Source organism: Pseudomonas sp. RIT-To-2, assembly GCF_029623465.1.
Taxonomy (GTDB): Bacteria; Pseudomonadota; Gammaproteobacteria; order Pseudomonadales; family Pseudomonadaceae; genus Aquipseudomonas; species Aquipseudomonas silvicola.
Window position 1 is genome coordinate 94561 of the sequence record NZ_JAPYKM010000010.1, and the last position, 12299, is coordinate 106859.

At 64.6% G+C, this 12299-nt stretch carries 13 protein-coding genes; 2 read left to right on the top strand and 11 right to left on the bottom strand.

Annotation, left to right across the window (positions count from 1 at the left end; genetic code table 11):
• Positions 1–127: 127 nt before the first annotated feature.
• Positions 128–2002: a SurA N-terminal domain-containing protein gene (locus QBK88_RS11715; protein WP_277962152.1), complete on the top strand. Its 1875-nt coding sequence runs from the start codon at positions 128–130 to the stop codon at positions 2000–2002.
• Between the two features lie 109 nt (positions 2003–2111).
• Here QBK88_RS11715 and cobF read toward each other — a convergent pair whose 3' ends face one another.
• The 6 genes from cobF to QBK88_RS11745 form a co-directional block, all read right to left on the bottom strand.
• The gene (gene cobF / locus QBK88_RS11720) at positions 2112–2867 is read right to left on the bottom strand and encodes a precorrin-6A synthase (deacetylating) (RefSeq protein ID WP_277962153.1); all 756 of its coding nucleotides are present in this window, start codon (positions 2865–2867) and stop codon (positions 2112–2114) included.
• 10 nt (positions 2868–2877) lie between these two features.
• On the bottom strand, positions 2878–3639 hold the full coding sequence (locus tag QBK88_RS11725) for an ABC transporter ATP-binding protein (RefSeq protein ID WP_277962154.1): 762 nt from the start codon (positions 3637–3639) through the stop codon (positions 2878–2880).
• Positions 3636–4676: an iron ABC transporter permease gene (locus tag QBK88_RS11730; RefSeq protein ID WP_277962155.1), complete on the bottom strand. Its 1041-nt coding sequence runs from the start codon at positions 4674–4676 to the stop codon at positions 3636–3638. The genes QBK88_RS11725 and QBK88_RS11730 overlap by 4 nt, the downstream gene beginning before the upstream one ends.
• Positions 4673–5698, bottom strand: a complete 1026-nt coding sequence (locus QBK88_RS11735) for an ABC transporter substrate-binding protein (RefSeq protein WP_277962156.1) — start codon at positions 5696–5698, stop codon at positions 4673–4675. The genes QBK88_RS11730 and QBK88_RS11735 overlap by 4 nt, the downstream gene beginning before the upstream one ends.
• A gap of 184 nt (positions 5699–5882) precedes the next feature.
• A complete protein-coding gene (locus QBK88_RS11740) occupies positions 5883–6803 on the bottom strand; it encodes a class I SAM-dependent methyltransferase (RefSeq protein WP_277962157.1) in 921 nt (306 codons plus the stop codon).
• An 82-nt stretch (positions 6804–6885) separates the two neighbouring features.
• Positions 6886–7386, bottom strand: coding sequence for a DUF4142 domain-containing protein (locus QBK88_RS11745; RefSeq protein WP_277962158.1), 501 nt, complete (start codon positions 7384–7386; stop codon positions 6886–6888).
• 192 nt (positions 7387–7578) lie between these two features.
• Here QBK88_RS11745 and QBK88_RS11750 point away from each other — a divergent pair, with 192 nt between their 5' ends.
• Positions 7579–8487, top strand: a complete 909-nt coding sequence (locus QBK88_RS11750; protein ID WP_268149851.1) for a LysR family transcriptional regulator — start codon at positions 7579–7581, stop codon at positions 8485–8487.
• Here the strand turns inward: QBK88_RS11750 and QBK88_RS11755 are convergent.
• The 5 genes from QBK88_RS11755 to QBK88_RS11775 form a co-directional block, all read right to left on the bottom strand.
• On the bottom strand, positions 8481–9248 hold the full coding sequence (locus tag QBK88_RS11755; protein ID WP_277962159.1) for a substrate-binding domain-containing protein: 768 nt from the start codon (positions 9246–9248) through the stop codon (positions 8481–8483). The two genes, QBK88_RS11750 and QBK88_RS11755, sit on opposite strands and share 7 nt — an antisense overlap.
• Positions 9249–9258: 10 nt before the next feature.
• A complete protein-coding gene (locus QBK88_RS11760) occupies positions 9259–10560 on the bottom strand; it encodes an MFS transporter (RefSeq protein WP_277962160.1) in 1302 nt (433 codons plus the stop codon).
• 130 nt (positions 10561–10690) lie between these two features.
• The gene (locus QBK88_RS11765; protein WP_268149857.1) at positions 10691–10960 is read right to left on the bottom strand and encodes a DUF3253 domain-containing protein; all 270 of its coding nucleotides are present in this window, start codon (positions 10958–10960) and stop codon (positions 10691–10693) included.
• Positions 10961–11012: 52 nt separating this feature from the next.
• The gene (locus QBK88_RS11770) at positions 11013–11438 is read right to left on the bottom strand and encodes a hypothetical protein (protein WP_277962161.1); all 426 of its coding nucleotides are present in this window, start codon (positions 11436–11438) and stop codon (positions 11013–11015) included.
• 50 nt (positions 11439–11488) lie between these two features.
• The gene (locus QBK88_RS11775) at positions 11489–12292 is read right to left on the bottom strand and encodes a formate/nitrite transporter family protein (protein ID WP_277962162.1); all 804 of its coding nucleotides are present in this window, start codon (positions 12290–12292) and stop codon (positions 11489–11491) included.
• Between the last annotated feature and the right edge of the window lie 7 nt (positions 12293–12299).

A 12299-nucleotide genomic window follows, 5' to 3' on the forward strand; every position in this document is an offset into this window, starting at 1 on the left:
GACGCACGGCGCCGGTGATTGCTCCGCCAGTTACGAGAAGGCGCATCCTCGGATGCGCCTTTCTTCTATCCGGATTCTACCCACTCTCCGCGGTTGCTTAATCAGTACAACCGTTTCTGGGGGACGCATGCTGCAGAATATCAGGGACAATTCACAAGGCTGGATTGCCAAGACCATCATCGGTGTCATCGTTGCCTTGATGGCACTGACCGGCTTCGATGCCATTTTCAAAGCCACCAACCACAGCGCCGACGCGGCCAAGGTCAATGGCGATGCCATCACCCAGAGCGAGCTGGCCCAAGCGGTAGAAATGCAGCGCCGCCAGCTGATGCAACAGCTGGGCAAGGATTTCGACGCTTCGATGCTCGACGAGAAAATGCTGCGTGAAGCGGCCCTCAAGGGCCTGATCGATCGCAAGCTGCTTATCCAGGGTGCTACCGATGCCAAGTTCAGCTTCTCTGAAGCCGAGCTGGACCAGTTGATCCTGCAGACCCCTGAATTCCAGGTGGACGGCAAGTTCAGCGCCGACCGTTTCGATGGCGTTATCCGCCAGATGGGTTACTCGCGCCTGCAGTTCCGCCAGATGATGGCCCAGGAAATGCTGGTTGGCCAACTGCGTGCCGGTGTCGCCGGCAGCAGCTTCGTCACCGACGCCCAGGTGCAGGCTTTCGCCCGTCTTGAGAAACAGACCCGTGATTTCGCCACCCTGACCTTCAAGGCCGACCCGGCCGCGGTCAAGGTCAGCGACGATGAAATCAAGGCGCATTATGACGAGCACGCCAAGGAATTCATGAGCCCGGACCAGGTGGTCGTCGACTACGTGGAACTGAAGAAGTCGTCGTTCTTCGACAAGGTCACCGTCAAGGACGAAGACCTGCAGGCTGCCTACAAGGCCCAGACCGCTGCCCTGTCGGAGCAGCGTCGTGCTGCTCACATCCTCATCGAAGTGAACGCCAAGACCACCGATGCCCAGGCCAAGGCCAAGATCGAAGAGATCCAGGCGCGCCTGGCCAAGGGTGAAGACTTCGCCAAGCTGGCCAAGGAGTTCTCCCAGGACCCTGGTTCTGCCAGCAACGGCGGTGACCTGGGCTACGCGGGCAAAGGGGTTTATGACCCGGCGTTCGAGGCGTCGCTGTACTCGCTGAACAAGGACCAGGTGTCGGCACCGGTTCGCTCCCAGTTCGGCTGGCACCTGATCAAGCTGCTGGGCGTGGAAGCACCCAACGTGCCGACCTTCGCCAGCCTGAAGGACAAGCTGACCCGGGACGCGAAAACCGCCCAGGTCGAGCAGATGTACGTGGACGCGGCCAAGAAGCTGGAAGACTCGGCCTTCGAAGCGTCGGACCTGGTACAGCCAGCCTCTGATCTGGGCCTGAAGGTACAGACCTCGGCACCGTTCGGCCGTGAAGGCGGCAGCGAAGGCGTGACCGCCAACCGTGCCGTGATCCAGGCAGCGTTCAGCCCTGAAGTGATGGACGAAGGCGCCAACAGCTCGGCCATCGAGCTGGACCCGGAAACCACCGTGGTGGTTCACGTCAAGGAACACCGCAAGCCGGCACAACTGCCGCTTGAGGCCGTTGCCGATGCCATTCGCAAGCACCTGGCGCAGGTCAAGGCCAGCGCCGCCGTGAAAGCCAAGGCCGATGCACTGGTGACTGGCCTGCGTGGCGGCACCGTGCCGTTGGCAGCGAGCCAGGATGGTCAGGCTTGGAAAGTCCAGGAAGCCGCTACCCGCAACCAGGAAGGGGTGGACCCAGCCGTGTTGCAGGACGTGTTCCGCATGACCAAGCCCCAGGGCAAGGACAAGCCGGTCTTCGACAGCGTCAGCCTGTCGGATGGCAGCTACGTGGTGGTGCGCCTGAACGGTGTCAACGAAGCGGCCGCCGCTTCCGATGCCGAGAAAGCCCAGTACCGTCGCTTCCTCGCTTCCCGTGTGGGGCAGCAGGACTTCGCGGCGTACCGCAAGGCGCTCGAAACCAAGGCGGACATCACGCGCTACTAAGCCTGTGACAGCCCCATGAAAAAGGCCGCGAAAGCGGCCTTTTTTCATGGTTCGGTGTTGTCTTCTTCCCGAGTTGCGCCCGGTCCTGCGCAGGAATGAGGGGACGCCGTCAGGAAGGGTGGCGCAGCAGGTAACTGTCCATGATCCACCCATGCCGCACGCGTGCTTCTTCCCGCACCCGCACGATCTCGTCGGCCACTTCATCCAGCGGCCCGGCAACCAGCAACTCATCCGCCGACCCCACGTAAGCCCCCCACCAGATGTGCAGCCCTTGGCCGCGCAAGCGGTTGAACGCCTGGTGTGCGTCCAGCATCACCACCTGGCTGTCCCCGGCCTCGATGCGTGCCGGCAACTGGCGCCCAGGGCTGATCTGCACCGAGCCGCCGATTTCATTCAGCGGTACCTTGTGGCTGGCCGTCAGCGCTTGCACCGAGGTGATACCAGGGATCACTTCGTAATCGAATACCTGGCGCCCCTGCGCCAGGATCGCCTGCAGGATGCGCAGCGTGCTGTCGTACAGCGCCGGGTCGCCCCACACCAGAACGCCGGCGCATTCACCGTCGGCCATGTGTTGGGCAATCATGTCCTCGAACACCTGCTGCTTGTCGGCGTTGAGTTGCCGGACAGCCCCGGTATAGCTGTTGCCGTCGGGGCCACGCTCGGGGTTGGCAGCCTCCACGAAACGCCACGGCCGTTCGGTGGCCAGCCGTGTGCACAGCTCACGGCGCACATCGCCCAGGCCTTGCTTGGCCGGCCCCTTGTCGAAGAGAAAGAACACGTCGGCGCGGTTCAGCGCCTTCACTGCTTGCAGGGTCAGGTGGTCGGGGTGACCGGCGCCAATGCCGATGACCAGAATGGTTTTCATCAAACGTGCCTCAGGGCAGATATTGGATATGCGGGCGACCGTGGTGCGCGGATAAGCTTACCTCGGCACGCACGCCGTACACGTGGGCGATCAGCGGTGCCGTCAGGACATGCTCAGGGCTTCCATCGGCGACCACCCGGCCTTGGTGCAGCATCACCAGGCGGTCACAGTACATCGCCGCCAGATTCAAGTCGTGCAAAGCCATCACGCAGGTGACCGGCAGCGTGTTGATCAATTGCAGCAGTTGCAATTGGTGTTGGATGTCCAGGTGGTTGGTGGGCTCGTCCAGCAGCAGCTCGCTCGGGCACTGGGCCAGGGCCCGTGCGATCTGCGTGCGCTGGCGTTCGCCACCCGACAGGCTGTGCCAGAACCTCTCGCGCAAGGGCGCAAGGCCGGTTTGCGCCAGCACCTGGTCGACGATGCGCTGGTCCTCGGTGGTCCAGGGGGTAAGCGCGCCGCGGTGCGGGGTGCGGCCCAGGCGCACGATGTCCTGTACCCGCACCTCGACCTCGGTGCCGGCATGCTGCTCGACCATGGCAACGCGCCGGGCAATGGCCTTGCGCGGCCATTGGTGCAGGGGGCGGCTATCCAGGCTGACGCTGCCATGGGCAGGGGGGCGCAAGCCTGCCAGCAAGCGCAGCAGGGTTGATTTGCCCGAGCCGTTGGGCCCGATCAGGCCCAGTGTGCCGCGCTCGGGCACCGTCAGGCTGATATCGCCGATGATCATCTGGCCTGCGGCGCTCCAGCCGACCTGGTCGGCCCGCAGGCTCATGCTGCCCGCCTGTTGCGGTAAAGCAGGGCTGCGAACACCGGCGCCCCCACCAGCGCGGTAACCACCCCGATGGGCAGCACCTGGCCCGGCACGATGAGGCGCGAGACGATATCGGCCAGCACCATGAAGTTGGCGCCTATCAGCACGCAGGCCAACAGCAGCCGCACATGGCGCGGCCCTACCAGCAAGCGCGCCATGTGCGGCACCACCAGGCCCACGAAGCCCACGGCGCCAACAATGCTGACCAGGCAGGCAGTAACGAGCGCCGTGATGGCGAACAGCACCAGGCGTACCCGTGCCACCGGCACGCCAAGGCTGGCGGCGGCGTCGTCACCGAAGACGAAAGCGTCCAGGGTGCGGGCACAGTACAGGCACACCACCAGGCCGCCGGTGACCACTGCGGCGGCAAGGCCCACGTCGGTCCAGCGCACTCCGCTGAGGCTGCCCAGCAGCCAGAACATCACGCTGCGGGCCTGCTCGGCGTTGGCCGACGTAGACACTACCCAGGCGGTCAATGCGTTGAACAGTTGCGCACCCGCTACCCCGGCCAGAATCACCTGGGCCGGGCCGCCCTGAATACCAGTAGCCAGCAGCAATACCAGGGTGAAGGCCAGGGTGGCGCCCATGAACGCGCCCAGGGAGATACCGATCAGCCCACCGCCCAGGCCCAGCAGCATGACCAGCACGGCGCCGGTGGAGGCACCCGCGCTGATGCCCAGTACGTAAGGTTCGGCCAGCACGTTGCGCAACAGCGCTTGCAGCACGGCGCCGCACAGCGAAAGGCCGGCACCGCAGCAGGCGGCTACCAGGGCGCGGCTGAGGCGGTACTCCCAGATGATGCCTTGCTGGATGCGCGGTATGTCGTAGTGGCCCATGCCCATGCCGTTGAGCAGGGCCTTGAAGGTCACCGCCAGGGGAATGTTCAATTCACCCAACGACACGGCCAGGGTAACCGACAGCGTCAGGCTGGCCAGCGCCAGCAAGGCCAGCAGCCAGCGCGTCAAGCGCGCGCTGTCGGCTGTCAGGCGGTGGATCACTGGGTCGGCCCTGCCTTGGCCAGGCCCTGGGCAATGTGTTCGATGGCGTCGACCACGGCCATGGACGGGTTCAGGCTGTTGGCGTCGACCACGATCAGGCGGCCGTTGCGCACGGCTTTGAGTTCACGGGTCACGGGGTCGCTGCGCAGGAAGGCCAGTTTCTTGTCCACATCGTCAGCGGGGTACAGGCGGCGCTGCATGCGCGCTACCACGATCACGTCGGGGTCCTTGGCGGCGATGCTTTCCCAGCTCACGCCCGGCCATTCTTCGTCGCTGTCGACGATGTTGTGCAGCCCCAGTACTTTGGAAATGTAGCCCGGCGCGCCGTTCCTGCCCGCCACCCACGGGTCGCCTTCAAGGCGCGTGCTGGAGAACCAGTACAGCACTGACAGCGGTGGGTGCGGTGTGGCATTGGCCAGCTTCACCGCGGCGGTCACACGCTCATGCAGGCGCCCGCTCAGTGCCTGGCCGGCGGCCTGCACGTCGAAGATGGACGCCAGCTCGCTGATTTCCTTGTCCACCAGGTCCAGCGAATACAGCTGGCTGCGGCTGCCGTCGGCGTTGGACGTGGCTGTCACGCCCTTGCCGTCGCAATCGCTGGGCGAGACATAGGAGGGAATACCCAGCTTGAGCAACTGTTCCGGGCTGGCGACCTCGCCCTGAGGGCCGACGTGATAGGTGTACTGAGCGACGACAATGTCCGGCACCGCCTTGGCCACCGACTCGAAGCTGGGGGCGTTGTCAGCCAGGCGCGGCACCTTTGCCCCAGCGGCGGCCAGGGGGGCCGGCAGCGGGCCGAACCACACCCCGGTACCGACCATGCGCGGGCCCAGGCCCATGGACAACAACAGCTCGGTGCTGGCCTGGCCCAGGCTCACCGCCCGCTGTGGCGCGGCATCGATGCGCACGCTGTGGCCGCAGTTTTGCAGCGTCAGCGGATAGTGGGTGTGGGCGGTATCGGCCAGGGCGTGGCTGGCAGCGGCCAGTGACAGGCAGGCAAGGGCAAGGCGGCGTAATGGCATGAAAACAGCTCCCGGGATGGCGCGTCCGTTGGGCGAAAGAAAGGCTGGCAACAAGGTCTGGCTTTCGGGGTTGCCCGAACACAGTGGCGCGACCGCGCCGGATTCGAACCGGCTTCCTGCTGCAAGCGCGAAAAAACCGGGGAAGGGTAGGCTGCATTGCGGCGCAGGGCAAGCGCCGCTGGGGTCAGGCAAACACCAGTGCCTTCAGCCCACCCTCTGCTTCGGCATCGGGAAACTCCGGCGGGTTGTCCAGGCGGCACTGGAACGCCAGCCCTGGCGCTTCCTCGGCCATGCTCCGGATCAGGAAGTCCGACCCCACGGCCGGGTCGTTGACGCAGGCCAGCACCACGCCGCCTTCGGTCAGCAGTTCCGGCAGTTTGCGCAGCACCTTGCGGTAGTCCTGGGTAAGCACGAAGCTGCCTTTCTGGAACGATGGCGGGTCGATGATGACCAGGTCGTAGGGGCCACCGCGCTTGACCTTGCCCCAGGACTTGAACAGTTCGTGGCCCAGAAAGCTGACACGGTCCAGGTCGTGGCCGTTGTGGCGATGGTTGTCGCGGCCGCGGCTCAGGGCGGCGCGCGCCATGTCCAGGTTCACCACGTGCTCGGCGCCGCCGGCGATGGCGGCCAGGCTGAAGCCGCAGGTGTAGGCGAACAGGTTGAGCACCCGTTTGCCCGCGGCCTGTTCGCGCACCCACTGGCGGCCATAGCGCATGTCCAGGAACAGACCGATGTTCTGCTTGCGGCCCAGGTCCAGTTGGTAACGCAGGCCGTCTTCGTCGATCAGCCAGCTGTCCACCGGTTCGCCCAGCAGCCATTCGGCGCTGCTGTCGGGCAGGTAGCGGTGCTGCACGATCAGGCTATGGGCTTGGGGAGTGGCCTGGGCCAGTTGCAGCAGCATGGGCTTGAGTGCCGCCAGTTCCTCGGCGGCCGGCTCGCGAAACAGCGACACCAGTAGCACGCCCTGCAGCCAGTCCACGGTGATCTGCTCCAGGCCCGGCCAGCAGCGGCCGCGGCCGTGGAACAGGCGGCGGGTCTCGGCAGGTGGGTTTTGCAAGGCGCTGGACAACTGGTGGTGCAACAGAGTGATGGCGTCGGTGTTCATCGAAGGCTTTTGGCAGGCGGAAACCGCCCATGGTAAACCCCGTGCACGGCCGTGGGAACCGACGGCCGTGCCCTCGCTGGGTTTACTGATGCTTGGCTTGCAGTTCCTTGGCCATTTTCAAGTGTTCCTGCAGCTTGGGCAGGGTGTCTTTGGCGAAGGCCTTGAGCTCGGCCTTGTCGGAGGAGTCGACCTCTTTCTGGAACAGTTCGATGGTGTCCTCGTGGGCTTTCACCTGGTTCTCGGCATAGGCTTTGTCGAACGACTCGTCACGCATCTCCAGCATTTTCTTTTTCGCCTGGTCCACCAGCGTGGCATCGTCCGGCACGACCAGGTCGAGTTTGTGCGCCACGGCCGCCAGTTTCTGGTTGGCGGCGCCGTGATCCTTGATCATCTGCTGGGCGAAGGCTTTCACGTCCGCCGAGGTGCTTTTCTGCAATGCCAGCTTGCCGGCCTCCACTTCGGTGATGCCACCGGCGGTGGCGTCAGAGACGAAATCACTAGTGGTAGCAGCCATTGCCGCGCCTGCGAAGGCGCCACCCAGGGTCAGTGCCAGTGCCAGCGTGCCTGCTTTGAATGCGTCCATCGGGCTCTCTCCGTCAATTGTTGTTATTGCGATGCATGCACCGCTCAAACGGTAGAGCACAGCCGGGGCGCAATGGTTTGACTGCAAGACGGTCACGGCCGACGAGTGGGCGTTCGACGATGGTCTGGCATCAATGATGCGTATTCATGCGTTAAGCTGATCAGCTAACAAAAGTCGGCATGAGTAACCGGGATGAGCATCAATTTCGACCTGAACGACTTGCAGGCCTTTCGTGCCGTGGTGGAGCAGGGCAGTTTCCGCAAGGCGGCCGAGGCTATCAGCATTTCCCAGCCGGCCCTGAGCCGACGTATCGAGAAGCTGGAAGGTGCGCTGAATGTTCGCCTGTTCGACCGCACTACCCGTCGTGTCAGCCTGACCATGGTCGGCCGCGCTTTCGCCCCCAGTGCCGAGCGCCTGCTCAATGACCTGGACATCGCCTTGCTGGGTATCAGCGAAGTAGCGTCCACGCGGCTGGGCAATGTCACCGTGGCGTGTGTTCCTTCGGCGGCGTACTACTTCATGCCCACCGTGGTGGCCCGCTACCACAAGCTCTACCCGCGTATCCGCGTAAAGGTGCTGGACGCCAGCGCCAACACCGTGCAGGAAGCGGTGCTCAGCGGCGAGGCCGACCTGGGCCTGAGCTTCACGGGCAACCTGCCACCGGAGCTGGAGTTCGAGCTGCTGATTCAGGAGCACTACGTGGCTGCCTGCCGCCGCGACCATCCGTTGGCCGCGCGCAAACAGCTGACCTGGGCCGAATACTTCGACCAGGACTACATCTCGGTGGACAAGACTTCAGGCAACCGTTTCGTGCTGGACCAGGCGCTGCTGCACGTGCGCCCGGCCAGGCCGAGCATTTGCGAGACGCGCCATGTGACCACCATGCTGGGCTTGGTGGAGGCGGGGTTGGGAATCGCCGCGGTGCCGTCCATGGCCCTGCCGCTGGGCGAGCACCAGTGGATGACCAGCATCCCCCTGGTGGAGCCTGCCGTGCAGCGCAGCGTCGGGCTGATCCGCCGCCGGGGCAGGGCACTGACCCCGGCCGCGCTTGAGCTGGAACAGCTGATTCGCGAGCTGCGCAAACCCCTGGCCGATCAGTGAGGCACCGAGTCCAATCCGGTACCGGTGACCACTGACTGCGCCTGGGGCGACGCCAGGTAGTCGAGCAACGCCTTGGCCTCCTGCGGGTGCGGGGCACCCACGGGAATGCCGGCGGCGAAGCGGGTGACCGATTGAACGGCTTCAGGGATCTTGCCCACGTAGCTCACGCCGGCGATCGGCAGCAACTCGCTGACCTGTTGCAGGCCTACCTGGGGCTCGCCTTTGGCGACTTCACCGGCCACGGGAATGCGTTCGATCATCTTTGCCTTGGGCTTGAGCTGCGCCTCGATACCCAGGCGCTTGAACAGTTGGTCCTGTACATACACGCCGCTGGCACTGTCGGAATACCCCACCGAGCGAGCATTGAGGAGGGTCTGTCTGAAGGCGTCGACGCTACTGATGTCCGGCTTGGGCTCGCCGGCTTTCACCACCACGCCGATGCGCGAATCGGCCAGTTCCACCCGCGAAGCGGGCAACACCTTGCCTTGCTTGATCAGGTCGTCCAGCGCGTAGCCGACCATGATCACCACGTCGGCTTGCTCGCCCCGCGCCAGGCGGTTCGGAATGGCCTCGGCCGCCTTGCCCATGGACGGCCCCAGAATGGTTTCCAGGGTATCGCCATGTTGGGCGGCGAACTGCGGCCCCAGCACTTTGTAAGCAGCGGTAAAGCCGCCCGACGTCATGACTTTCAGGTCGGCCGCCTGGGCCAGGGTGCAGGCGGCCAGGGTCATGGCCGCCAGGGTCGTGAGCAATCGTTTCATGTCGCGCCCCTTATACGGCTGCGCGCAGCTGGGCGCTGCCGCGACGGTACAGGTACAAGGTGGCGCACAGGGCGCACAGGGCGGCGAAGCTCATCCAGTAGCCTGGGGCGGCCTTGTCGCCACTGCTGTGGATCAGCGCCGTGGAGATGGCCGGGGTAAAGCCGCCGAACACCGCCGTCGCCAGGCTGTAGGCCAGGGAGAAGCCGGCCACGCGCACTTCCACGGGCATGATCTCGGTCAACGCCGGGATCATCGCGCCGTTGTACATGCCGTACATGAACGACAGCCACAGCAGGGTTTCCAGCATGTGCGCAAAGCTCGGCGCCTGGGCCAGGAATGACAGCGCCGGGTACGAGGTGGCGATGGCCAGCACGGTCATGGCCAGCAGCATCGGCTTGCGCCCGATGCGGTCGGAGAGGGCGCCGCCGATGGGCAGCCAGATGAAGTTGGAGACACCCACCAGCAGGGTCACCATCAAGGCATCGGCGGTGCTCAGGTTCAGCACGTTCTTGCCGAAGGTGGGTGCGTAGACAGTGATCAGGTAGAAAGCGGTGGTGGTCATCGCCACCATCAGCATGCCGGCGACCACGATGGTCCAGTTCGCCACCAGGGTGTTGTACACCTCGCGCATCGCCGGGCGATGACGACGGGCGCTGAACTCCTGGGTTTCTTCCAGCTTGCGACGCAGCAGGAAAATGAAGGGCACGATCATGCAGCCCACGGCGAACGGAATGCGCCAGCCCCAGGCGGCGATGTCATCCCCACTCATCCACTGGTTCAGGGCATAGCCTAGCGCCGCGGCGACGACAATGGCCACTTGCTGGCTGGCCGACTGCCAACTGGTGTAGAAGCCTTTCTTGCCGGGGCTGGCCATTTCCGCCAGGTACACCGACACGCCTCCCAGCTCGGCACCTGCGGAGAAACCCTGCAACAGCCGGCCCAGCAACACCAGGGCGGGGGCCAGCAAGCCGATGGTGTCGTAACCGGGTACCAGGACGATGAGGATGGTGCCGCTGGCCATGATCGACAGCGTCACGATCAGGCCTTTGCGCCGGCCCACATCGTCGATGTAGGCGCCGAGAATCACCGCCCCCAGCGGGCGCATCAGAAAGCCCGCGCCGAACACGGCGAAGGTCATCATCAACGAGGCAAATTCACTGCTGGCGGGAAAGAATGCGGCGGCGATATGGGTGGCGTAAAACCCGAACAGAAAGAAATCGAACTGTTCCAGGAAGTTGCCGGAGGTAACACGGAATACCGCGCCGGCTTTGGCGCGAGCGGACGCGGTCGCGCCTTGGGGTGAGGACTGCATGTGCATCTCCCATCATTTTTATGACACGTGCAACGGGGCACATGGTTTTTTGTAGGGGGACGATGGTCGCGGAAATATTTTGAAATGATAACTGCATATTTCTGATTGATTGATGCGTAACCGGTATCAGTCAGCGCATCAAACGACCCCGGCGCAGCCGGATTGGCCCACTACCGATGCGGTCGGGGGCCAGGGTGGCCTCGCCCTGAGTGATGCGCAAAACGTCAGCCTGGGCCAGGCACGACGCCACGCGGCGGATGTCAGGCATCAGGCTGCGCCACAGCGCTTCGTCGGCGGCCAATACCCGGGCCACATCGCTGGGGCAGATCGAGTCTTCAGGCGCGCGCTGGGAAAGCAGGGCGAAAATGGCCCGGGTGATCAGGCTGTCGTCGATGGTCATGGCAGTACTGGGCAGTCACAAAATGCCTTTGTAACAGAGCTGGGGCGCTGCGTCAGGTTTTCGTGCGCAGGCCGTGCGCGCCACGGGCCAGCCATACGGCGCCGACCATGACCAGCACAACGGCGATACGCACGGTCCAGGTCTCGGCGCCCAGCAGCAGGAACAGCCCGGTGGCCATGCCGCAGCCAAGTCCCGCCAGCATGCGGCGGCGGTTATCGGGCAGGCGGGCGTGGCGCACCCAGTGCCAGTACATCCACCAGAGCGTGATCACCCCCACCACCGCGCCGAGGATGAACAGCGTCAGGCGCGCCGCCCCTGGCGGGTCGTAATACATGGGCACGGTGAGCATGCTGCCGACGAACAGGGAGCCGACGAATACACCCAGGCCAGCACCGGCGCTGGCAAGCAGCAACAGCGCCAGGGCGCACACGTGAAACGGCCAGCGCAGCGGAGCGGGGCGGTGGGGGATCGAGTCCATGATCAGCAATGCTCACTAAACGGGGGGGCGTGGCCGCGCAGTCTACGCTATCAGCGCTGCACTTCGATGGGGCTGGCCTGCGGCGCGCGGGCTGGCCGGGCGAAGGCCACGAAGTAAGCCAGGCCCACGAACACCGCGCCGCCCACCGCATTACCCAGGAACACGGCCACCATGTTGTCGGCGAATACACCCCAGTTCAGCGCCCCGGCGAAAATTGCCGCCGGAATCACGAACATGTTCGCCACTACGTGCTGGAAACCAATGGCCACAAAACCCATGACCGGGAACCACATGCCCAGGATCTTGCCCGTCACTTCCTTGCTCGCATACGATAGCCACACCGCCAGGCACACCATCCAGTTGCAGCCGATACCGGAGACGAAGGCGTGAGTGAAGTCGGCGCTGGCCTTGGCGGTGGCGATCGCCAGCGTCTTGGCCAGGAATGGCCCTTCGGTCAAGCCCAGCAGGTGGCCGAAGCAGTACGCCACGAACAGCGCGCCGGCCAGGTTGGCCAGGGTCACCAGCAGCCAGTTGCGCAGCAGCGCCGCCAATGAGATCTTGCCGCTGAACAAGGCCATCGGCAGGGTCATCATGTTGCCTGTGAGCAGTTCACCACCGCCCAGGATCACCAGGATCAGGCCCAGCGGAAACACGGCCGCGCCCAGCAGGTTGCCCAGCGACGACCATGGGCCCGGGATCATGGTGCTGACATGAATGTCCAGCAGAAAGCCCAGGGCGATGAAGGCGCCGGCCAGAAAGCCCAGCACCAGGATGGCAGGCAAGGGCGCCTGGGCTTTGCGGGTACCAGTGTCGATGGCCATTTCGGCGATCTGTTGCGGGGTATTCAAGGACATGGGAGCA